The sequence below is a fragment of the uncultured Flavobacterium sp. genome, from assembly GCF_951805225.1.
In the GTDB taxonomy this organism is placed as follows: Bacteria; Bacteroidota; Bacteroidia; order Flavobacteriales; family Flavobacteriaceae; genus Flavobacterium.
Genome location: NZ_OX638201.1, coordinates 5,723,511 through 5,746,767 on the forward strand (window position 1 = coordinate 5,723,511; position 23,257 = coordinate 5,746,767).

The 23,257-nt window shown below is 31.8% G+C and carries 18 protein-coding genes and 1 tRNA gene; 12 read left to right on the forward strand and 7 right to left on the reverse strand.

Annotated features, from left to right (window positions below):
* Positions 1-79 precede the first annotated feature (79 nt).
* Both WN975_RS23885 and WN975_RS23890 read left to right on the forward strand, forming a co-directional pair.
* Positions 80-529 carry a GatB/YqeY domain-containing protein gene (locus WN975_RS23885; protein WP_074659845.1) on the forward strand — a complete coding sequence of 150 codons (450 nt, stop codon included), beginning with the start codon at positions 80-82 and terminating at the stop codon, positions 527-529.
* A gap of 71 nt (positions 530-600) precedes the next feature.
* A tRNA-Arg gene (locus WN975_RS23890) sits at positions 601-674 on the forward strand.
* Here the strand turns inward: WN975_RS23890 and WN975_RS23895 are convergent.
* The 6 genes from WN975_RS23895 to WN975_RS23920 all read right to left on the reverse strand — a co-directional run bounded on the left by WN975_RS23895 (position 628) and on the right by WN975_RS23920 (position 5,022).
* The gene (locus WN975_RS23895; protein ID WP_337969016.1) at positions 628-2,190 is read right to left on the reverse strand and encodes a recombinase family protein; all 1,563 of its coding nucleotides are present in this window, start codon (positions 2,188-2,190) and stop codon (positions 628-630) included. The two genes, WN975_RS23890 and WN975_RS23895, sit on opposite strands and share 47 nt — an antisense overlap.
* Complete coding sequence (locus tag WN975_RS23900) at positions 2,087-2,377, reverse strand: hypothetical protein (RefSeq protein ID WP_337968652.1); 291 nt, start codon at positions 2,375-2,377, stop codon at positions 2,087-2,089. The genes WN975_RS23895 and WN975_RS23900 overlap by 104 nt, the downstream gene beginning before the upstream one ends.
* Before the next feature lie 265 nt (positions 2,378-2,642).
* Positions 2,643-2,960: a hypothetical protein gene (locus WN975_RS23905; protein WP_337968653.1), complete on the reverse strand. Its 318-nt coding sequence runs from the start codon at positions 2,958-2,960 to the stop codon at positions 2,643-2,645.
* A 29-nt stretch (positions 2,961-2,989) separates the two neighbouring features.
* The gene (locus tag WN975_RS23910) at positions 2,990-3,328 is read right to left on the reverse strand and encodes a hypothetical protein (RefSeq protein WP_337968654.1); all 339 of its coding nucleotides are present in this window, start codon (positions 3,326-3,328) and stop codon (positions 2,990-2,992) included.
* Positions 3,318-4,154, reverse strand: a complete 837-nt coding sequence (locus WN975_RS23915; protein ID WP_337968655.1) for a hypothetical protein — start codon at positions 4,152-4,154, stop codon at positions 3,318-3,320. The genes WN975_RS23910 and WN975_RS23915 overlap by 11 nt, the downstream gene beginning before the upstream one ends.
* A gap of 10 nt (positions 4,155-4,164) precedes the next feature.
* On the reverse strand, positions 4,165-5,022 hold the full coding sequence (locus WN975_RS23920) for a hypothetical protein (protein WP_337968656.1): 858 nt from the start codon (positions 5,020-5,022) through the stop codon (positions 4,165-4,167).
* Between the two features lie 174 nt (positions 5,023-5,196).
* On the opposite strand from WN975_RS23920, the gene WN975_RS23925 reads away from it, so the two are divergent.
* From WN975_RS23925 to WN975_RS23965, 9 genes are all read left to right on the forward strand, one after another.
* On the forward strand, positions 5,197-5,604 hold the full coding sequence (locus tag WN975_RS23925) for a helix-turn-helix transcriptional regulator (protein ID WP_337968657.1): 408 nt from the start codon (positions 5,197-5,199) through the stop codon (positions 5,602-5,604).
* An 88-nt stretch (positions 5,605-5,692) separates the two neighbouring features.
* A complete protein-coding gene (locus WN975_RS23930) occupies positions 5,693-5,968 on the forward strand; it encodes a hypothetical protein (protein ID WP_337968658.1) in 276 nt (91 codons plus the stop codon).
* 295 nt (positions 5,969-6,263) lie between these two features.
* Positions 6,264-6,500, forward strand: a complete 237-nt coding sequence (locus WN975_RS23935; RefSeq protein ID WP_337968659.1) for a hypothetical protein — start codon at positions 6,264-6,266, stop codon at positions 6,498-6,500.
* Between the two features lie 299 nt (positions 6,501-6,799).
* Positions 6,800-7,189 carry a plasmid mobilization relaxosome protein MobC gene (gene mobC / locus WN975_RS23940; RefSeq protein WP_337968660.1) on the forward strand — a complete coding sequence of 130 codons (390 nt, stop codon included), beginning with the start codon at positions 6,800-6,802 and terminating at the stop codon, positions 7,187-7,189.
* A complete protein-coding gene (locus tag WN975_RS23945) occupies positions 7,177-8,421 on the forward strand; it encodes a relaxase/mobilization nuclease domain-containing protein (protein ID WP_337968661.1) in 1,245 nt (414 codons plus the stop codon). Before mobC ends, WN975_RS23945 begins: the two co-directional genes overlap by 13 nt.
* A gap of 311 nt (positions 8,422-8,732) precedes the next feature.
* Positions 8,733-10,496: a DNA methyltransferase gene (locus WN975_RS23950; protein WP_337968662.1), complete on the forward strand. Its 1,764-nt coding sequence runs from the start codon at positions 8,733-8,735 to the stop codon at positions 10,494-10,496.
* A gap of 11 nt (positions 10,497-10,507) precedes the next feature.
* Positions 10,508-13,285, forward strand: coding sequence for a DEAD/DEAH box helicase family protein (locus tag WN975_RS23955; RefSeq protein ID WP_337968663.1), 2,778 nt, complete (start codon positions 10,508-10,510; stop codon positions 13,283-13,285).
* 295 nt (positions 13,286-13,580) lie between these two features.
* Entirely contained in the window at positions 13,581-15,113 is a 1,533-nt protein-coding gene (locus WN975_RS23960) for an HAD hydrolase-like protein (protein ID WP_337968664.1), read from the forward strand.
* Positions 15,114-15,249: 136 nt separating this feature from the next.
* Entirely contained in the window at positions 15,250-16,038 is a 789-nt protein-coding gene (locus tag WN975_RS23965; RefSeq protein WP_337968665.1) for a winged helix-turn-helix domain-containing protein, read from the forward strand.
* Between the two features lie 77 nt (positions 16,039-16,115).
* On the opposite strand, the gene WN975_RS23970 is transcribed toward WN975_RS23965, so the two are convergent.
* Positions 16,116-17,234 carry a hypothetical protein gene (locus WN975_RS23970; protein WP_337968666.1) on the reverse strand — a complete coding sequence of 373 codons (1,119 nt, stop codon included), beginning with the start codon at positions 17,232-17,234 and terminating at the stop codon, positions 16,116-16,118.
* A gap of 1,122 nt (positions 17,235-18,356) precedes the next feature.
* On the opposite strand from WN975_RS23970, the gene WN975_RS23975 reads away from it, so the two are divergent.
* Positions 18,357-23,210: an MBG domain-containing protein gene (locus WN975_RS23975; RefSeq protein WP_337968667.1), complete on the forward strand. Its 4,854-nt coding sequence runs from the start codon at positions 18,357-18,359 to the stop codon at positions 23,208-23,210.
* The last annotated feature ends 47 nt before the right edge of the window (positions 23,211-23,257 follow it).

The following is a 23,257-nucleotide window of genomic DNA, read 5'->3' on the forward strand; positions in this document are numbered from 1 at the left end:
CAGTTCGAGCGGAGTCTAGAACAAATTTTCAAGCATTCATATCAATTATAGGTTTTACCTATTTTAAATAAAAAATAAGATGAGCTTACAAACATTAATCATGGACGAGATTAAAACCGCCATGAGAGCAAAAGATACAGTGGCATTAGAAGCTTTAAGAGCAATCAAATCTGAAATGTTATTAGCTGCAACGGCTTCAGGTTCTAAAGAAGAATTAACAGAAGACGATGAAGTTAAATTACTTCAAAGACTAGTTAAAACTCGTAAAGAAAGCGCTAGAATTTTTACAGAACAAAATCGTCCTGATCTTGCTGAACCAGAATTGGCTCAGGTTGCAGTAATCGAGAAATTTTTACCAGCTCAATTAAGCGAAGAAGAAGTAGAAGCAGTAGTTGCAAAAATCATTGCTGAAACTGGCGCTTCAGGAATTGCTTCAATGGGTAAAGTTATGGGATTAGCATCTGCTCAATTAGGTGGAACTGCTGAAGGAAAAACAATCTCTGCAATTGTAAAGAAACTTTTAGTTTAAAAAATTATATTTTTGAGTTCAGATTTTATACAATAACCTAAAATCTGAACTCAACAATCTACAATCAAAAAGACCGCGTAGTTCAACTGGATAGAATATCAGATTTCGGCTCTGAGGGTTGGGGGTTCGAACCCCTCCGCGGTCACTTGACGGGGCAAAGAAGATTTTTTCTTCTTTGCCCCGTTATTCTTTGGGTCTAATTCCTCATTAATTAAGTAAACTATCTGAACAACCTCATTTATTCTTGCGGTTCGAAACTGCTTTTCTTCAATTGTGAATTTTTCAGGATATATTGAACCAATAATATTCCTAAAGTGAGTTAAATCCGCTTCACTACAGCATTCGTTGAGTTTCATTAAATTTTTAATTCCAGTTTTTAACAAATCCGAAACGCTGATATTCTCCTGAGATAAATCAGCTAATTTAATTTCAAGACGATGAATTTTGCTGTCATAATCTGTTTTCATTTCGCTGTAATCTTTCACATCGATTTTTTTTGAAGCCAGTAAATCCCTAATGCAGGAAATCTTTTGGTCAAATTCTTTCAGCTGAGAAATGACCCTGTTTTTTTCTGCCACTGCCTCCTTGTTGAAATCATTAAAGTACTCTTTGACAGCTGTAATGTAAATCTTTTCTGTTTCAGGTTTTGGAATATACTTTCTCAGCTGATCATAGAAAATGCGGTTAACCTCACATGATCTGATTCTGTAATTACAGCCTTTATAGCAATGATAATATGAATAATGGCTGTTTCTACCTTTAGATATGCTTGCAGTTAAAATCTTATCGCATAATGGGCATTTAAACAAGCCACGAAGCGGAAATGGTTCGGAGGTTACCGACTTAGTCCTGAAATTCTTTCTTCGTCCCTCTAAAACATCTTGAACAAGGTAAAATAGCGCTTCAGAAATTAACGGCTCATGCGATCCTATTACAAATTTTGCTTCTTCATCTTTGTATTTGGGAATTAATATTTTTCCGCAGTAAACAGGATTGCGGATCTGTCTCCAGAAATTATTTTTGCTTGTTTTAAGTCCTTTGCTTTTTGCCTGAAGAAAAATCTGTTCCGTATTAAAAACATCTTTTGCAATTTCTTCAAAACACCATTTTAAGATAGATGCTTCAGGCTGGTCAAAAGTTATATATTTCTTACCATCTTCAGTAATTTTGTTTATATAGCCAGAAGGGGCAAGCCCCATGTAGCGTCCCTCTTTTCTAGCTCTTCTCATACCGTGAAAAGTATTTAATGCTCTCCTGTCATTTTCTACTTCGGGAGCCGCAAGGTAAAAAGCAAGCATCATTTTATTTTCTGGAATAGACAGATCTAAAGGCTGTTCTATTGCCTGAGGCTCGACACCAAGTCTTCTAAGTGTATTAATCATCTGGTATGCATCACCTGCATTTCTGCTGAATCTGTCCCATTTGGTGAACAGGATCAAATCGGTTTTGTTTTTGTATTTTTTAATTGTTGCCAGATAAAGTTTCCATCTGGGTCTGTTAAATGTTTTTGCAGAATGATCTTCATAAATAATATCCCTTATATGAATGGAATTAATCTCACAATACTTTCTTAGCATTTCCTCTTGGTTTCTTTGAGAGTAGCCTTTTTCCGCCTGCTCGTCCGTACTCACTCTCACGTATAAATCTGCTGTCTTTTTCATCCCTCTTTTTCTTTAAATAGTTTAAAACCGTAACTCTGGCAAGCAGTCGTAAAAAATCTAATACTTTGCCTGCCTGTTCAAGCGTTACATCTACATTCTCATCTTTCAGCATTTTCATGGCTTGCTCTGCCGTCATTTTTCCTCTTTCATTCTCATCTTCATTTCTCATTTCACAATTCCTCTTCATTAAAAAAAGACCGAGTCTCGGTCTTTTTTGTTCCACAATCATTCATCGTTATAAAGTTAAAACACTTTTCTCATTTTATCCTGCGCAAAATTTGGGTAGGATAACACAAATATAAAACCTAACCCACTGATGATCATAAGCAAAATTTACCTATCATCACTCAATCAAATTTTTGATTCTGACAAAGATAAAATGCTTTTCTCTCACTGTCATGGACATAATATGTTCATGAAAACGGTATTGAAACCATTGATAAGCCCAGTAATCATTTAGCTTCTTTCTTTTCATTGAGCATTCTGTATATTTCATCCAGAACCTCAATTTCTGCACTTGGAATCAGCTGAAGAGCAAGCTCCAGAACTGAACCTATGTATATTTCCCTATTATCCAGTTCATCCGAATAAATGATATTCAGGCACATTCTAATTAGATTCACTCCCAGAGACGTCATATCCGTGTAGCCGTAAAATCTTATCTCTCGTATTGATTCCCCTCTCTTGTCCTGAGCAGGTTTCAGAAGTTTAAAATGATAAGATGCAAAATCTTTAAATTCTTCCAGCGTTTTTATTTTGTCAGTTTCCATAATTTTAAAATATTAAATTTTAATCTATGCTATTCTGTTACTTCTTTATTTTCTGAAAACAGATCTGTAATCTCATTTAAAAATTCTAATTCATCAACTGGAAACAGCTGAAGTGCTACCCCCAGTATAAGCCCAACATCAATGTATTTGTTTTGAATCGTAGGCGGAACTTCTGCGCTGTCCTGATCTAAAGCGATAATGCACAGCTTCATCAGGTTTCTAACAACAGAACCGAGTTCGCAATAGCCATAAACCCTGATCTCTGCATTATACATTCCTCTTTTATCCTCTGCTTTTTTCAGGGTATTAAGCAGTCTTCCGCTTAACACCCTAATATTTTCTATTTTTTTGATTTCATCAGTTTTCATAATTTTCAAATATTTGGTTAGTTTTCTCAATACACTCCTTGAACAATATATTGGTTTCAGTTTTTAACCAATCCAATTTTGCAAGGGCAGATTCAACACATTGCTGTGTTACACGCTCTATTTTCTGATTGTTCTGAACAGATTCGCGAACACATTCCAATTGTTCCAAAACGGACAATTCTCTGCTTAGGTCATGATTGAATGGATTTCCCAGCCTATCAGAGAATCGCGACAGGTATCTAAGCTGTCCAGCTATATTTTGTGAAGGGTTATGTTCTCCTGTCAAAAACCAAGAAACACTTATAAAGAGATAACGCAGATGCTGATGGATTGTATAAGCAGACAGAAGATGATTCTTATTGCCCATATGATATTTTAAATCACATCCGACATTATCGCTCTCCAATCTATCGGCATCGAATCTTTCACCTGCTGTCTTAAGAAAATCTTCCGCATTTATTTCTGCTATCTTAAAAACACACTTTTCTTTGGTTCTGCTGTAAATTAGAGCGTCATCATTGCAATGCAGAATAAAGTACGGATTACCATTTCCAATCTCCTCATTAACCCAGAACCTGTCATAAAAACGAAAAGTAAACTCATCGAAATGTTTGAAAATTTTCCAGCAGTATTCATAAATTTCTTCATAATAATGAGGACTAGATTTACTTACAATAACCGTTATTATGCCGGAAGCAGAAAACCTTCCTGACTGTTTCGAATAGTAAACTAAATCGGTTTTCATAAACATTCGCAAACGCTTAACCGCTTTCTTAATGCGCCTGTGAGCTGGATTGCCCTTCTGTCTTAAAATATTGTAGTACATAACTTCTAATTTACGCTGATAAAGTTTCCTGCTGATGAATTCCCTCAAGCCTCTCTAGTTCTTTCTGAATTACAACTTCTGCCTCTTTCATAAAATCACGGCATCTGTCTTCCATTAGCCCATAGTACAGATAATCAAAACTATTCCTTCTGCTGAATCGAAGCGTGTTTGGGTTCTTTTTCAAAAGCTTGAACATATTTTTTTCATCCCTGCTGTTTCGGGGAAAGTATTCAGAAGTCAAGCTCGTGAAGTATTCGCAAAGCTCAAATAAGTAGCCCAAAGAAAAATGATTAGGAGTATATCCCAGAAATACCCTTATAAGGGAAAGACAGGTCTGCTCCACTATCTGATGAAGGGAACACATTCTGACTTCATATGAAAAATACTGATCGTTATTATAAATAAGATCCCAGATCGATGCAGTAATATTTCTTCTGTCTCCTGCGTATGCTGAAGTGCTTTTCACATATCTCTTTTCTGGATTTTTAGCCCAGATTATAGGAGATCTGTATGCATCTATATGGAGTCTCTGTGCATTCTTAAAAATATTCCAGAAGAAATATTGCTGATCTCCGTATAATTTCACGATATTCCTCAGGCTGTGCATGAGAATGGTTACAGTTATATGTCCTCTTGATCTGCTCTTTATTTTATCTGTGAGGTCATTGCCAATGTTATCCTCGAATTCTTGCGCTATGACCAGCAGATAAAGATGGACATGCTTTTCTTTCTGAACGGGCTTCTGGAAAGGCTCATTAAAAGTATAACTGCTTTTCTTCTCTGCAAAACAGTAAATGCCTATCGGATCGATGCTCTGTGAAATAACTTGATAAATTAAATCGGATGCGGTGTTTTGAATTGCTTTCATAATTTTACTCATTTTAGTTAATACTTGTCTGAAAAATTGTATTTTTGCTAAACACATTGGCAAGTAAGCAATTACCAGTATGGTACGCTATCAAAATGTCCCGTACCGTACATAAGAAGATTATGTATCATACATAAATCTGGCTTTTTTATACTTAATTATTATCTTTGGGCTATGAGTACACTAACAAAACCTAATCACATGGGGCGCAAGATCAGCCGTATCCGTGAACTGAAAGACATGAAACAGGAAGCACTGGCACAGGCTATGGGAACAAACCAGCAGGCTGTCTCTATCTTGGAAAACAGTGAAACTATTGATGATGAAAAATTAAAAGAAGTGGCAAAAGCTCTAGAGGTAAGTGTGGAAGCAATTAAGAACTTTTCCGATGAAGGCGTAATTAATTATTTTAATAGCTTTAATAATTTTAACGATAATTCATCATTAAATACGCAATGCACTTTTAATCCATTGGATAAATTAATAGAATCACATGAACAGCAGATTAAACTATACGAACGTTTAGTTCAAGCAGAAAAAGACAAAGTCGAATATTTGGAAAAAATTCTAAAAGCCAAATAAGCTTTTATAAAAGATATATTAATTCCAAAAAGAGACTTTTCGAGTCTCTTTTTTGTTTTCAAATATTCTCAATAATACCATACAAGTCATGAATAAAACTATACATCTTAGAATTAAAAAGGAAATTGACAGAGCGAGTGAGGCTAAGGTGTTAAAGCTGAAAGGCACTTTAATTACAAAAGGCTACACTGAAATAATTCATATCAAAGACGAAAGCGAAGATTTCTACCTCAATACCTTTTCAACTGATCCAGACAAGAAAAAAGAAGCCGAAAATTATGTGCTGGAATTCATTGCTTCTAACGGAATAAATGACAGCATATCCTTGATCGATAATGTAAAAAGTAATTTCATACTGCTTTAATATCAAAACTTTCTAAATCATTTCTAAAACAAAAAAAGCAAAGCAAGGTATTGGACACAGCCAGAGAAGTGCGCATAACATTTTTTTCGTTCCTCAAAAAATGCCCTTCGGGACTTATAGCACTTCAGCTGTCTTACTGTCCAATCAAAGACTGCTTTCTTTTTTCCTTTTCTTTTAAAAAAATCATTGATTGATGTTGCCTTTCTAAATACATAAATACCAGTAAATTAAAGATTTTACTATATATTTATCTCTAAATAAACAGAAGATTTCTAATTCTATAATTCATTTATTTATGAATCGTCTAAAAATTCTTTTTGTAATTCTTTTAAGCCTTTTATTCTTCGCCTTTACATCTTTTTTATATCGATATGAAGAAACCAAGATTTTGGAAAAGGAGCTTTCTCGCATTGATAAAGAAATTTATTTGAAAGAGGTCTGCTACAAAAAGAAGGTGAGAGAGTTTGAAGAGCTGGAAAAGAAACATAAAAAGCAGACTGACCAACTAAAAGCAGAGCTGTCAATTAAATGATATTTTATGATTCTCAAGATCTCTTTCTTAAAACATCACATTTTATAGAGTTGTTTAGTAAGCACTTAAAGATAACATCCAACAGCTATCATGCGTAAAATTTACTTAGGATAGGAATCTTCAAAAGATACACTTAATTTAGTATTTAGACTTTTAAAAATCTTCAAGATGCCACGTTCCTGCATCTGGCAAGATGAACGGTTGTTTAACAACCGCCTATCTTGCCACCCATTGCCTCGGAACTCGGCGGTGGAGAAACTTAAAAGCAAAGAGTTTGAACACTATGAAAATGAAAGATGATGAAAAGAGAAGATTCAAACAGAACACGAATCGTGGGACTGCGATTCACTCCCATGGAGTATGCCGAACTGGAAAAAAGATTCAGAGCAAGCACCTGCCGAAAATTAAGCGACCATATAAGAAGGCACTTATTTAACAAACCAATTGTAGCCACGTACAGAAACCAGTCTTTAGATGAATTGATGGAAGAAACTATTATTCTATCTTCCGAATTAAAAGCAATTGGTAATAATATCAATCAGATTGCCAGAAAGATAAACACGCTCAAAACAGTTCCCGATTTCAAAGGACATCTTTATCTGTTCGAGATCCAGAGAAAAAGACTTTTTGATAAAATGGAAGAGGTCTCAGGTCACACCCAGAAAATAGCAGAAAAATGGTTGCAGTGATAAAAACAAGCTCGTCCATAAGAGGTATTCTGAATTACAACGAAAATAAAGTTGAAATCGGAAAAGCAGAATGCATAAGTGCTGTGAATTATCCGCTGGAATTGGAAAAACTGAGTTTCACTTCAAAATTAAACCGCTTTTTAAAACTGGCAGAACTAAATACCAATGCGAAGCGGAATACAGTGCATATCTCGCTCAACTTTGATCCGTCGGAGAATCACTCGAAAGAAAAACTGGCTGAAATTGCAGACGCTTATATGGAAAAACTGGGATTCGGCAGACAGCCTTATCTGGTATACCAGCATTATGATGCAGGGCATCCGCACTGCCATATCGTAACAAACAACATTCAGAGAGACGGAAAAAGAATCGATCTGCATTTACTGGGAATCAGAAAATCAGAACCTGCCCGAAAAGAAATTGAAGAAATGTTCGGACTGGTAAAAGCCGAAGGAAGAAAACAGAAAGAACAATTTTCGTTAAATCCGATAGATGTCGGCAGAGTCCAATACGGAAAAGCAGAGTCCAGAGAGGCGATCAATTCAGTTTTAAACAAGGTTCTATTTGACTATAAATATTCGAGCCTGCCTGAACTCAATGCAGTTCTAAACCTCTATAATATCCAGGCTGATAGAGGAACTGAGGAATCGAGAGTTTTTAAAAACAATGGACTGCTTTACAAGATACTTGACCAGAATTCAAAACCGATAGGCGTGCCGATAAAAGCCAGCGAATTTTACAGCAGACCTACTTTAAAATTTCTGGAAGGAAAATTTAAAACTAATGAAGCAGAGAAAGAATCTTGCAAAAAATATGTGAGAAATGCCATAACACTGGCTTTCTTTCGTGAGAATATAGTTTCTCCCGAAAAATTATCTAAAGTATTGGAAGGAGAAAGCATTCACACGATATTAAGAAAAAACAGTGAAGGACAGCTTTACGGAATAACTTACGTTGACCATAAAACCAGATCCGTTTTCAACGGAAGCAGTCTAGGAAAAGAATTCAGTGCAAAAGGAATTCAGGAAAGCTGTGCAATGAACATTCTTGCGCTTGAAAGAAAACATAAAAATTCAATTTCAACAAATTCAGAGAACTTTCAAAATCTTGAATTAAGAGAGTACGTAAAAGAAAATCTATCAGATATTCTTCTTCGTGGAGAAAAAATAACAGACTATGTTTCGAAACAATTTAAACAAAGAAAGAAAAAGAGACTTTATAAAGGGATATAGAATGATTAGGAGTGCAAAAATACACCCTTAAATTTGTCTCCTATTTTTGTTTGTATATTCAATAGAGGTATTCCGAAATTATATAGAGGATAAAGTAAGATTTCTTCTAGAACACTTTTTCAAATTCTCTTCAAAAATTAATTAAAATAAAAGCAACAAAAATTATCACAATAATAGTTTTCAAATAAGCCTATTTTTTTTACCAAAAGAAACCAAAATAAATAAAAATCATCGAGAGGTAAACTAATTTATTAAATGGGGATTAAAATTTTCAATATTTATATATTTACACTTTAAAAAAACATCTATAAATGAATACCAACTTCAAAGACAATTTAATTTCATTACTCAAAACAGACGAAAGACTTTTAGATAATGAAGGCGAATTAATGATAAACAAAATACACGATTTAGCTGATAAAATTGACGAAAAACTGATCGAATTATTATTAGATAATGAACATACTAGACTAAATTTCTTTATTAAAATAAAGGAAGTGTTTGTATTTAAATCGAGTGAATTTAAATTTTACTTAGATGAAAATAAAATTGATAATTCATATACACAATATGAAAATAGAATTGGTCTTGCCACTGGAGGCAAATTTCTAAAAGATAGTAATGATGTTGTTTTAGATTTCCCATACAAAGATTGCGTTCTTGAGGGAGGTCAAAGTACAGAAGAAGGAATCGATGCTCACTTTGAATGGGATGAAAAAAATAAACATTATGTTGAGAAAACAGCTACTAGAAAGGAAATATTTTTTAATGAAGTATTGGCTAAAGATGAAATTGATAGGTTATTAGAACCGAAAACTTTTACAAAAATAAAAAAATATACAGAAAAAGGAGAAGAGAAAATTACTTCATTTGAACGTGACAAAAATGGATTTATAAAAGACAATCTTATTATTAAAGGAAATAATCTTTTAGCATTACATTCATTAAAGAAAGAGTTTGGGGGTAGAGTAAAACTTATATATATTGACCCTCCATACAATACAGAAAAAGATAGCTTCAAGTATAATGATAAATTTACACATTCGACTTGGCTAACATTTATGAAAAATAGACTCGAAATAGCCAGAGAATTACTATCCTCCGACGGGAGCATATATGTTCAAGCAGACTGGAATGAAGTTCATTATCTGAAAATTTTAATGGATAGTATTTTTGGTAGAAATAACTTTAAAAATGAAATTGTTTGGTTTTACGAAAATAAATTCAAATTTCAATTCACAAAATATTTTAATAATGATACCGAAGCTATCTTGTTTTATTCAAAAAGCAATGGGAATCAAGACTTCAAACATATTAAAGTAGATGTCAAGAGTAAACGAATGCAAAATCAAGTTACTTGGGATAAAGAGTTAAAAAAAATGGTAACTGTGAAAGATGAAAACGGTAAGGTAGTATATTATGAATCAAACGATAAAATTGTTGGGACATTATGGAATATTCCCAGAATTAATTCTCAGTCAAAGGAAAGATTAGATTTATTAGGTCAAAAACCTGAAAACCTGCTGCAAAGAATTATTGAAGCTTCTACAAATGAAGGCGATATTGTTTTAGACTATCATCTTGGTACTGGTACAACTTGCGCTGTAGCAACTAAAATGAACAGGCAATTCATTGGTATTGAGCAATTAGACTATATAGAAACATTAACGTTGGATCGCTTAAAAGCATGTATTGATGGAAGTGATCAATCTGGCATTTCAAAATTACTTAATTGGAAGGGAGGAGGATCATTTGTTTATTTAGAGCTTGCTAAAAATAACCAAAATGCAATTGATCATATTCAAAATGCAAAAAATTTAAACGAACTTATAAGTTACTTCGATAATATGTGCGAAAAATATTTTTTGCATTATAATCTGAAAATTAAACAGTTTAAGGAAGTAATAGCAAAAGAGGAAAATTTTATCAATCTGTCATTAGAGAGACAAAAAGAAATTTTTATTAAAATGCTCGATTTAAATCAATTATATATCAACTTATCAGATGTGGAAGACAAACGATATGATTTGTCTGATAACGATATCCAAATTACAAAAGATTTTTACCGAATTTAAAAGATAAATTAATGAGTCTATTTACACCTAAATATCTTTTCGAGGATCTTAAATCTAGTGCTTATGATTTGGAAATTCCAAAGCAAAAAGTACCTAAATATATAACAGAAAATTTAAAATTCACTCTCTTCAAATGGCAAGAAGAGGCATTAATAAACTTTTTAACTTATCAGGAAATTAAAAGGTTAGAAGAAGATAATGATCCTACTCATTTACTTTTTAACATGGCAACTGGAACTGGTAAAACCTTATTAATGGCATCTCTAATTTTATATTACTATAAGCAAGGTAAAAACAAATTTATATTCTTTGTAAATCAAAACAATATAGTAGGAAAAACAGAGGAAAACCTTACCAATACTTTGCATAATAAATATTTATTTACTGATAATATTGTTATAGACGATATGATCGTGAGAATAAAAAAAGTGACTAGTTTTTCTAACTATGATGATGATATACAAATTTTATTTACAACTATTAACGCTTTACACAATTCGGTTTATAGAGTTAAAGAAGATAGTGTGTTTTTAGAACAGCTTCAAAAAGATGATATTGTAATGCTTGGAGACGAAGCACATCACTTAAATGCTGATACTAAAAAGAAAAAAGGAGATCAATTTTCATTAGATTTAGTTGTAGAATTAAATGATAAAGCAAGCCAGGAATTAATCGAGAAAAGCTGGGAACATACCGTTATTGCTAAGTTATTGAATAAAGATAATTCTAAAACTCAGATCAAAAATAATAATGCACTTATTGAATTTACTGCAACTGTACCAAAAAATGCAGAGGTAGAAAAAAAATATGTACCAATAACGATTTATAAATTTGACTTAAAAGATTTTTTAAAAGCGGGTTTCACAAAGGAAATTAATTTGGTTTCTAGCTCCTTCGACAAACGTAAAAGGATATTACAAGCTTTACTATTTAATTGGTATAGAAACGAAATTGCATTAAAATATAATATTCCTAATTTTAAAGCTGTTATTCTTTTTAGAAGTAAGTACATTGAAGATTCTCAGGAAGATTTTAACTTTTTTATTAATCTCATAAAAGATTTGAACATAAAGGACTTCCATTTCCTAAATGAATTTGATGAGGAGGCATTATTTAATATAACGGAACTTTATAAGAAAGGTCAAAGTAGAATTATTGACATTAAACGTTACATGGAACAAAATAATGTTAGCGTAAAAAGTATAGTAACCTACCTCCAAGGGGCTTTTGGCGAAAGAAATTGTATAATTACAAATTCAAAAAAAGGAACTAAAACAATTGAGAGAACAGAAGAACAAACTGAAAAATTATTAAATAGTCTAGAAGATAAAAACAATCACATTAGAGCAATTTTTACGGTTCAAAGGCTGACTGAGGGTTGGGACGTACTTAATCTGTATGATATTGTACGAATGTACGAAGGTCAAAATACTGGAGGTACTAATAAAGGGAAATCTGGTAGTGCAACGACTTCAGAAGTTCAATTGATTGGTAGAGGAGTTCGTTATAATCCTTTTGAGTTTGATAATAAAGAAAAAAATAAGAGAAAATTTGACAATCAACTAAATCACGAGTTACGTGTTTTGGAAGAATTTTTCTTTCATAGTGACAATAATGAAAAATATTTAAGTGATTTAAAGAATGAATTAAAAAGGCAAGATTTACTCCCGCAAAATGATAAAATCTTGAAAAGATATGAATTAAAACAATCTTTTTTAGAAGCCAATAAAGAATTTTATAATTCCTTAAAATTATACTATAATTCACAAGAGACCAATCCCAATAAGCGCAAATCTACCCTAAATGAAATTAAAAAAGATTTCGATTTTACTTATAAGATTGAGTCTTTTAAAATCAATGAAACAACTGTTAATCTTGATATTGATGAAGATGATTTAACTCGTTATAAAAAGGGATCAAATGATAGCTCGACAATTTCATTACAACTAAAAGATTTTGATTTACATATAATAAGAAAGGCTATTAATAGCATTGCCAAAAAAGATGGTTCCCTTTTACGATTTAATAAATTGAAAGAGGAGTTGAAAATAAATTCTATTGACGATTTAGTAAATGATGACTTTCTAGGAATGTTTTCAATAAAATTAATAATGCCAAAATTAAATACATTTGATAACTTAGAAAATACTGAAAAGTTAAAAACTCTAATTCGATTTTTCGAAAGAATTTCCATTGAATTGCAACTAATTTCTAATCCTTTTATAGGTTCCGAATTTAAAGCCAAACCAATTCTCGATATGGCTAATTGGCATAAGGAAAAATCAGTTGAAGAAGTGCCTGAAAATATTAAATTGGAAAAAGAGTTAAAGGATAAAGATTGGTATATATATAATGGATTTAGTGGATCTAGTGAGGAAAGAAGCCTTATTTCCTTCATACAAGACACAATTGTAAATCTTGAAGATAAATATGAAAAGGTGTTTTTATTAAGAAATGAAGAAGTATATAAAATCTATGACTTTGATAAAGGGCGAGGCTTCCAACCAGATTTTTTATTATTTCTAAAATCTAAAAGTTTACAATTATACTATCAAGTTTTCATAGAACCAAAAGGAAATCAATTTGAAGATAGTTTAGGTAAATTTAAGGACGCTAAGGAAGGATGGAAAGAAATATTTTTAGAGCAAATTACAGCTAAATACGGTAATACATCTATATTAAAGGCAGAAGATAAAAATTATAAATTATTTGGATTACCATTTTTTAATGCAAAAAACACGTCAGATTTTAAAAATGAATTCACAAATGTCTTAGAAGTTAAGATTTAGTAATAAGTAATCAATTGAGATTTCTTATTTGACGCATGACAGAGTTAGTTTTCAATTGGCTCTGTTTTTTTTATTTTTTTTACTAAATTATTTGCCTATGAAGATATAATTCGTAGTTTGTTAATATTCTTTACTATTGGGTATTCCGGAGCAAACTATCATGTCATTAAGTTGAAAACAAAAATGGTCTAAAAAAAAACTGTCGTTTTTTAATTTTAATAGGCATTTGACATTTTAATTTAAAATCTAAAAATGAATATAAAAATAGATTAATTTAGTTTTAAATTAAATTAATATGATTGAAACAAACATCAAAAATTGTATTGTAACCGATTTAGATGATACAATGTGGGATTGGTTGGGAATGTGGTATAATTCTTTTAGTCCGTATTTTAATGATATTAAAGATTCCTTTAATATTAATGAAGACGTACTAAAATCTGATTTTAAAAAATTACATCAGAAATATAACACTACCGAGGTTTCATTTGCCTTTGAAGAACTCTCATCATTAAGTCAGGAAAACAAAAATAGTATTACAAAAAAAACACTAACAGGGAAAAGCATTCTTCATAAATACAATAGTAATAAAAAATCCAACCTAAAGCTTTATGGAGGAGTATTAGAAACTTTATTGAAACTAAAGTCTCAGGGTGTTCTTATAATTGGATTCACTGAATCTAATGCTTTTTTTACGAAATACAGAATAAAGACCTTAGATTTGGACGGAATTTTTGATTGTATATATACTCCGCTGGACACTGGAGTACCCCAAAGTGTTCAACAAATCTATAGTGAGAATCATTGGGAACCTATAAAAACAGAAATAAGATATTTATCAAAAACTATAAGAAAACCAGATAGTGAGATATTGGGGATTATACTAAGAGACTTCCAAGTATTAAAGGAAAATGCGGTATATATTGGAGATAAAATTGATCGTGATATTCGAATGGCAATAGACGCAGGTGTAACAAGTGTTTATGCAAAGTATGGAAGCGAAATAAGCAATGAAAGGTATGAGTTTCTAAAAGAAGTCACTCATTGGACTCCTGAAGATGTAAGACGAGAGTTAGAATTTCATGAAAAACATAAAAATGATGAAATAATCCCCGATATTATACTTGAACATTCTTTCTCTGAATTACTAAATCATGTTTCTTTTTCTTCTTATCAAAAGAAACTAAATAAAGATTTAATACCAAATGTTATTTCGATTTGGAGTGAAACTGTAAAAGTTCAACAGCATTTTAATGACATTGCTCTAAGAATTAGAAATCTTTCATTAACAGCGTTTACATTTATAATTGCAACATTAGGCTATATCGTGAAAGAAAATATTGTTTTCTACATTACCGGAAAAGAAGTTAACGGTATTACAGTGTTTAGTTTTTTAGGTGCTTTAATAATGTTTTGTTTTTGTTTCATGGATAGATACTGGTATCATAAATTTTTATTAGGAGCAGTAATTCAAGCTACATTTATTGAAGATAAATGGTACAAAATTATTCCAGAAATTGGGCTTAGTAATGCAATAACAAAGCAAAGTAGCTTTAATATTTCGCTTTTAGGATTTACTACAAAGTTAAATTCAAAAAAGAGATTTTGGTTTTTTTATGGCCCTTTAATTCTAATTTTCTGTGTATTTTTTGGTTTTTCTTTTTGTTTAGATAACGATAAGATCATTAAAGAAAAAGAAAAATTAGTTGAGAAAAATTTAAATCTTCTAAAAGAAACCGATAGTTTGAAAAAAGAATTACTTAGAACAGAGCTATACTTAAAGATTTTAGAAACACAGAAAATTAAAAATGCTGATAACGGCAAATAACAAGTCTTAAGATGCCAGTGCAATAATCACATTTGATAAACCCTGACCTTTGTCAGACATATTTACCCAATTTTGGGGTAATAAGTCTTATTTTAGCAGTAGTATATACTAGTTAGACGACATATTATAAAAAGCAATGACCAAAGAACAACAAAATAGATTTCTTATACTTTTCGCTCTTGAAAAATTAAATTATAGTTCAACAAAAAATGAAGTATTAAACTATCTTCTTGAAAATGATATCATTCAACTTAACGAAAGTGATTTTGAAATTTTAGCTACAAGAAATGAAGAAAAATGGAGAAACGAATTAGCGTTTGTGAGAAGTCATTTGGTAAAAGATGGATATCTGTCTAATTTAAGTAGAAATAAATGGGAAATTACCCCCCAAGGAATTGAGAATTTCACTATTCTTTCAAAATTATTAAATGAAGAAAGGAATCCTTCAAGAATAAATAAAAACGAAATTGAAAATTACAATTCGGGAAATAGAAATTTAGTAAATGAAGAGAGGGAAGTATATAAAATAAATTCATTATCACTAAGTCAAACGGAAAAAGAGAATATAATTCTTAGTAGAATTGGTCAAGGAATTTTCAGAAATGATTTAATAAAGTTATATGGTAAATGTTGCTTAACAGAATATAACACTACAAACATATTGATAGCATCTCATATTAAACCTTGGAAATTTTCGAATGATAAAGAACGTATTGATAAGTTCAATGGTCTATTGTTGCTTCCAACCTTTGATAAATTATTTGATTTGGGATATATAACTTTCAAAAATAATGGAAAAATTACAATATCTGAAGAACTAACAAATCCTGAAATTTTAAGTTTAAAACAAGAAATGAAAATTACTGTATATGAAGAATCAAAAAAATATTTAGAATATCATCGAAAAAATGTATTCATCAAATAAAAACGTCGCCTAATATCTAGAGTTTCGTTGGGCTTGAAAAGCCAACAATGAAACTCTAGCTATTGGCGGTAGTAATTTTATTCCTCGTTTCTGTTGTATGGATGAAAATCAAGAATACTTCCATTAGGTTCAATTACCAACCTATAATAATGCCCATCAATATAAACAGCTCTTTTACCTAGGCGTCTAAAAGGTTGGTCTGCATTTTCTTTGAAATGGTCTTGGATTTCATCATTAACAGTTTCTACAACCATTTTTATCAAGTACTTTATATCATCTAGTTTATACTGAAAAACTGTTTTATCGCCTGAAAATCTTTCTCCAATTTGTGTTTCCGTCACGTGCCTTGCATAAATATGGACAAACCTTTCAAATGTCAAGTATATAGGCTTTTTTCCAAAACCAATGATATCTTCCTGAAAAGGAAAACAACATTTTTTTAACTCTTCTATTTCTTCTTTAAAGTTTTTAATTACACCTTGAATGTTTTCTCCGGACATTTGAATTTCATTATCGATAACGCGTCTTTTAAAAGACATTTTTTCCATAACTAATTTTGCAAACTCTGGTAATTGTTCTTCATCAATACTAAGTTCTTGATATTTACTTTCAAGTTCAACTAATCTAACTTTTTTAACAAATTCCTCATCTCTATTTTTCAATTGAGAATAATCTTCTAAATCTAATCCTAGTGATAAATGGGTCCTTAAGCCCCAATATTCAATTTCTTGGTATGGTGTAAATGTTTGTCCAGATTTGTACAATGAATTTAAAAATCCAAATCTTACTCTATTTAACTCCTGCCAACCACTAAATTGTGGTGCTTGAAGTGTGATTTGATTTGGAATTTCTTTAGTTCCTTTTTCTACAAATCTATTTTTTCGAGGTCTATTAAATGAAGAAACAGTATTAATGTTGCTTACCTGTATTCCATATCGGTCTAGAATTTCAAGGTTTTCAGCTGTTAACTTTTCAAGTGAGGAAGGACTGAATTTAATTTTTGTATCCGTTCTTGGAATTAGATCTTTTTGCAAAATTTCTTCAAGTTGTTTTCTTTCTTCTATAGTATAAATGAAAACTCCCATTAATCTATTTCCGAATAGATTAAATGCTTCAGTATTGTAATGAAATTCTAAAGTTACAAATGCGTCATATTGACCATACATTGCATATATTTCTTCACAGGAAAAGTTCATAGTTATGTCTTTTATTATTACCGCCAACGGCTGTTAGCAGTAGTCAATTTGTTCACGGATGTCCGATTGTCGTTAAGTAGTCGTTTAGTTTTAGAACCTTCACACCGTGTCCAGCTATACTTGATGCTTGTAACATTGCTTTGTCGCCAGTAACAAAATAGAGTCCTTCATTTTTGTCTGTTGTGAGTGCTGGTTTAATTGATGCTAACTAGTATATACTACTGAAACATCAGACTTATTACCACAAAATTGGGTAGATATGTCTGACAAAGGTCAGGGCTTATTTATTATCAAATATATAATAATAAACTTATAAATAAGCAAAAGAACTTTTAATTCGTTGAATGCTTTTGGTACTGGTAGGTATAAATTTAGGTGCCTTCGAATCATAAAATTAAACATTATTTAAAATCTTCAAATCGTCGATTAAAAGGTTCGAATTCTGTACCGTCAAGGTCACAAAAAAAGGTAAAATGCATTATTTATGTATTTTGCCTTTTTTTGTTTTCTTTTCTGAATATCTGAAGTATTACAGATTCTTTTTTCTGGGTTTTAATTCATCTTCTTTATGGTAATCATTCAAACTGAAAGTTTGTTGTTGCTGTCTCTTATATTCCGTTTTAGATTCGTCTTTATTTCACCCTATTAGTTCAATACATCACTTTGAAGTATTAAATAGAAATTTTTTGTTCTTATTTTAAGATTATACTTGTTTATATTTTTTAATAAATAATATTTTTCTTGTAAAAAGTCTTTATGTGTCAATTTAAAAACTTTTGAAGGTCAAAACAGATCTTGATTAATCCAATATTTGAATGTTAGAATAGTGTGAGCTCTTCTGTTTAGTTGGCTTGTGAACGTATAGTCACAATAATTTTATAATCAAGAGATTATGTTTAATGTTTTGTTTTTTGATGTAAAACCCAACATACTTAAAGCATTTTTTTGAGAGTTTTAAAATTAAATGCTCTGTGAATTTTGTGCGATTGTTTTAAATAATTGTATTAGTCTATGAAGTTAAAAAGAATGAACAAAATGAATTAAAATTAAAAATTATGAGGTAAAAAATTAGAAAAAAGTGATGAAAATTTAAAAATAAAAATGAATAGAAATAAAATAAAAATGAACAAATATTTACTTATTGTATTAGCCTTTCTTTTATTCAATATAGGATACGGGCAAAAAACCTGGACAGGGGCCACGAGTACTGCATGGGATACGGATTCAAATTGGAGCCCTGTTGGGAAGCCTACATCTACTGAGAATGTATTAATAACAAATTCAGCTAATCAGCCAGTTATATCTATTACAGGAGCTGCTTGTGCAACTCTAACATTGTCAAATTCTGCTCCGGGTACTACTGTTGTTCTTACGGTAAAAACTAGTACTACTGGAACTTTTTCTCCTACTTCAATAATTATGAATAGTAGCGGTGGAAGCACCAGTATTTGTAGTTTAAACATTAATACCGGTAGAGTCGTAACAGGAAATGTTACAATGAATCCTCTTCAAAATAATGTAACTTTTTCTGATGACGGAACCTTATTTGTTGGAGGAACAATGACTGGAGGGATATTAAATGCGAATGATAAAGGAACTGTAAACTATAGTGGTTCGGGCACACGCGATGTTGGTACGTATAGTTATAATGACCTGACAATTTCCGGTAGCGGAACCAGAACAATTGCTTCAGGAGTAATTGTAAATGGTACTTTTACTATGGGAGGTTCAGCAAAAGCTTCTGCCGCACCAACTTATGGTGTTAATGCTTCTTTGTTGTATAATAGCACATCTGCTTTGACAGTTGGTCCTGAATGGGTTAATCCTTTTATTGCAACAGGAGGAATTGAAATTTCAAATCCTACTCTTGATCCTGGAGCAAGTGTAGTTACTATAAATGATGGTTTAGCAAAGATGCTTGGTGAAGGTGTACCACTTGTAATAGATGAAGAAGCCACATTAGTTACTAATGGAGATGTTTATCTTGAAGGAGATCTTATGAATAACAGAGGGGCATTGAGAACTGATGGATATGTTTATTTAGCGGGAAGTAGAAATCAAAGTATAGATAGTTTTACTGCTGCAAAAGGTGTGGTTATGAATAAAACTGGCGGAGTGGCTATTTTTACAGAAGACATAACATCAAAAGAATTAATAATTAATGGTCAGGGAACACTTAATCTTGGAGTGGGTAGAACTCATGCTTTTACAAACTGGACAAGAACTCAGGGGATATTAGATGGAGGTTCAAGTATTTTGAAATTTTCTGGAAATGTAATTGGTACAGGAGGTAATTTTATCGCTGGAACAGGTACAGTAGATTTTAATGGAGGAATTCAAAATTTAGGAACAGGATCACTAACTTATAATAATCTTACATTATCAGGATCGGGAATAAAAACTTTTGGTGCAAAAACCACCATAAATGAAACTATTTCTATTGCATTAGGAGTAATTGCAGATCTTACGACAAATTTGGTACATAGTGCTAAATATATAAAATTAGGAGGCGGAGATGCATCCAGTGGATCATGGGGAAGTTCGCTTTCAAATGCTGCTAATAAAAATAATACATACTTTGTATCTACTAATAATGGTATCATCAATGTTGGACCAACAATAGTAATAAGTACAAATAACTTACAAGGATTTACTACTACTTATGGCACACCATCAGCATCAAAGAGCTTTGATATAGCTGGTATTGCAATGATTGGTGGAATTCTAGTTACACCTACTTCAGAATTTGAAGTAAGTATAGACGGAACTAATTTTAGTAATACAGTTACGCTTGGAACATCTGGTGCAATTGCATCTAAAACAGTTTATATTAGATTGAAAGCAACAACTGCAGCAGGAACTTATTCTTCTGGAAATGTAACTTTAAGTAGTAATGGTACAACAACTATAAATGTACCAATAGCATTAAGCACTGTTGATAAAGCAGAATTGACTATTAAAGCAGATAATAAGGAAAAATTTTATGGATCATTAAATCCAGCTTTAACAGTAAGTTATACTGGATTCGTAAATGGAGATACTTTAGATATTTTAACCAAATTACCTACGATTACAACTACAGCAGTTGAAGGAAGTCCAGTACTAGGAAGTCCTTATCCAATAACTGCTAGTGGAGCGGAAGCATTAAATTATAAGTTTAAATATGAGCCAACAAATGGATCATTAGTTATTAAACCAGTAGCCTTAACTATAACAACAAATGATGCTAGTAAAGTTTACGGATCATTAAATCCTGATTTTACAGCAACTTATGTTGGTTTTGTCAATGGAGATAATGAAACGAAATTAACTACAAAGCCTACAATTGCTACTTCAGCCGATACAAAAAGTCCAGTAGGAAAATACGAAATTACTGCTAGTGGTGCAGTTTCACCAAACTATGAAATTAGTTATGGTACGCCAAATGGATTCTTAACTGTTACTACTGCAAAATTAACTATTACAACAAATGATGTTAATAAAGTTTACGGATCGTTAAATCCTGATTTTACAGCAACATATGTTGGTTTTGTCAATGGAGATAATGAAACGAAATTAACTACAAAGCCTACAATTGCTACTGTAGCAGATACAACTAGTCCAGTAGGGAAATACGAAATCACTGCTAGTGGTGCAGTTTCGCCAAACTATGAGATTAGTTATGGTAAGCCAAATGGTTTCTTGACTATTACTCCTGCAAAATTAACTATCACAACAAATGATGTTAGCAAAGTTTACGGATCATTAAATCCTGATTTTACAGTAACTTATGTTGGTTTTGTTAATGGAGATAATGAAACAAAATTAACTACAAAATCTATAATTGCTACTGAAGCAGATAAAACAAGTTCTGTAGGGAAATATGAAATCACCGTTAGCGGTGCAGTTTCACCAAACTATGAAATTAGTTATGGTAAGCCAAATGGATTCTTAACTATTACTCCTGCAAAATTAATTATTAAAGCAGATGATAAGAAAAGAGAACATGGTATTGCGAATCCAGAATTAACAGTAGCATATACTGGGTTTGTTAATGGAGATAATGTGGTAAGTTTGAGTACACCAGTTACAGTTGAAACTAATGCAAAGAAAGAAAGTCCAGTAGGAGAATATGATATCATAGTAAGTGGTGCAACTTCTTCAAACTATACTATTGCTTTTGAAAAAGGAATTTTAACTGTGACAAAATCTAGCAATGCAGATTTATCTGATATTGTTATTAGTAATAGTTCTTTAGATAAGCCATTTGATACAGATACAAAAGGTTATAAAGTAGAGGTTCCAAATGAAATCAATTCATATGTAATCAATCCAACACCAGTTGATTCAAATGCAACGGTTGAGATGAAAATTGACGGAAAAGTTATTGATCCTAATGCTCCATTTGATTTAAAAGTTGGCGATAACGAAATAACAATAGTTGTTACAGCTGAAGATGGAGTCACACAAGAAACATATACAGTAGTTGTAACTAGAGAAGCAGCGCCGTTATCTAATGATTCAGGTTTAACAGATTTAGCGATTAGCAAAGGAACTTTAAGTCCAGCATTTGCAGAAGGAACTATGGCTTATACCGATATAGTACCAAATGATGTTACAGGAATAACTGTTACACCAATTGTAGCTGATCCTACAGCAACTATAACTGTAAACGGAAAACCAGTTCCAAGTGGAACAGCTTCAGAAAATCTTCCGTTAAAAGTTGGTGAGAATACAATTACAACAGTAGTTACAGCTCAGGACGGTACAATTACTACTTATACAGTAATAGTAACTAGAGAAGCAGCTCCATTATCTAATGATTCAGGTTTGACAGATTTAGCGATTAGCAAAGGAACTTTAAGTCCAGCTTTTGCAGAAGGAACTACAGCTTATACCGATACAGTACCAAATGATGTTACAGGAATAACTGTTACACCAATTACAGCTGATCCTACAGCAACTATAACTGTTAATGGAAAACCAGTTTCAAGTGGAACGGCTTCAGAAAATCTTCCATTAAAAGTTGGAGATAATCCAATCACGACAGTAGTTACAGCTCAGGACGGTACAATTACTACTTATACAGTAATTGTAACTAGAGAAGCAGCTCCGTTATCTAATGATTCAGGTTTAACAGATTTAGTAATTAGTAAAGGAACTTTAAGTCCAGCTTTTACAGAAGGAACTACAGCTTATACAGCTACAGTACCTAATGATGTTGCAGGAATAACTGTTACACCAATTACAGCAGATCCTACAGCAACAATAACTATAAATGGAAAACCAGTTCCTAATGGAACTACTTCAGCAAATCTTCCATTAGAAGTTGGAGAGAATATAATTACAACTGTAGTTACAGCTCAAGATGGTACAATTACTACTTACACAGTAGTTGTAACAAGAGAAGCAGCTCCAGCTCCTGATAATGCAGGTTTATCGGATATTGTTGTCAGTGATGGTTCTTTAGATAAACCTTTTAATACAGACACAAAAGGTTACGAAGTGGATGTGCCAAATGAAACGAATTCAATTGTAATTACTCCAAAAACGATTGATCCAGATGCAACGGTTGTAATGACAGTAGATGGAAAAGTTATTGATCCAACAGCTCCAATAGATTTAAAGGTTGGAGACAATGAAGTTACAATTGTTGTTACAGCTCCTGACGGAACTACAGATACATATATTGTAATTGTGAATAGAGCAGATGCAGTACTACAACCAATTGTACCTACAAATATTATTACTCCAAACGGAGATGGTAAAAATGATAATTGGATAGTTCCGGGTCTTGATCAATATCCAAACAACTCAGTTAAAGTTTTTGATAGAGCAGCAAGATTGGTTTATTCTAAAAATAATTACAACAATGAGTGGGATGGTACTTATAAAGGATCTCCGCTTAACGAGGATACTTATTACTATTTAATTGATCTAGGAAATGGATCACCAAAAATTAAAGGATTCATTACAATTATTAGAGACAATAATTAATAACAAAATAATAAAAAATAGTAAAATGGTTAGAGGATAACCACACA

Coding starts and splice junctions, on each gene's coding strand:
- WN975_RS23885 (WP_074659845.1), top strand. CDS start 80: ATGAGCTTACAAACATTAATCATGGACGAGATTAAAACCGCCATGAGA.
- WN975_RS23895 (WP_337969016.1), bottom strand. CDS start 2,190: ATGAAAAAGACAGCAGATTTATACGTGAGAGTGAGTACGGACGAGCAG.
- WN975_RS23900 (WP_337968652.1), bottom strand. CDS start 2,377: ATGAAGAGGAATTGTGAAATGAGAAATGAAGATGAGAATGAAAGAGGA.
- WN975_RS23905 (WP_337968653.1), bottom strand. CDS start 2,960: ATGGAAACTGACAAAATAAAAACGCTGGAAGAATTTAAAGATTTTGCA.
- WN975_RS23910 (WP_337968654.1), bottom strand. CDS start 3,328: ATGAAAACTGATGAAATCAAAAAAATAGAAAATATTAGGGTGTTAAGC.
- WN975_RS23915 (WP_337968655.1), bottom strand. CDS start 4,154: ATGTACTACAATATTTTAAGACAGAAGGGCAATCCAGCTCACAGGCGC.
- WN975_RS23920 (WP_337968656.1), bottom strand. CDS start 5,022: ATGAAAGCAATTCAAAACACCGCATCCGATTTAATTTATCAAGTTATT.
- WN975_RS23925 (WP_337968657.1), top strand. CDS start 5,197: ATGAGTACACTAACAAAACCTAATCACATGGGGCGCAAGATCAGCCGT.
- WN975_RS23930 (WP_337968658.1), top strand. CDS start 5,693: ATGAATAAAACTATACATCTTAGAATTAAAAAGGAAATTGACAGAGCG.
- WN975_RS23935 (WP_337968659.1), top strand. CDS start 6,264: ATGAATCGTCTAAAAATTCTTTTTGTAATTCTTTTAAGCCTTTTATTC.
- mobC (WP_337968660.1), top strand. CDS start 6,800: ATGAAAAGAGAAGATTCAAACAGAACACGAATCGTGGGACTGCGATTC.
- WN975_RS23945 (WP_337968661.1), top strand. CDS start 7,177: ATGGTTGCAGTGATAAAAACAAGCTCGTCCATAAGAGGTATTCTGAAT.
- WN975_RS23950 (WP_337968662.1), top strand. CDS start 8,733: ATGAATACCAACTTCAAAGACAATTTAATTTCATTACTCAAAACAGAC.
- WN975_RS23955 (WP_337968663.1), top strand. CDS start 10,508: ATGAGTCTATTTACACCTAAATATCTTTTCGAGGATCTTAAATCTAGT.
- WN975_RS23960 (WP_337968664.1), top strand. CDS start 13,581: ATGATTGAAACAAACATCAAAAATTGTATTGTAACCGATTTAGATGAT.
- WN975_RS23965 (WP_337968665.1), top strand. CDS start 15,250: ATGACCAAAGAACAACAAAATAGATTTCTTATACTTTTCGCTCTTGAA.
- WN975_RS23970 (WP_337968666.1), bottom strand. CDS start 17,234: ATGAACTTTTCCTGTGAAGAAATATATGCAATGTATGGTCAATATGAC.
- WN975_RS23975 (WP_337968667.1), top strand. CDS start 18,357: ATGAACAAATATTTACTTATTGTATTAGCCTTTCTTTTATTCAATATA.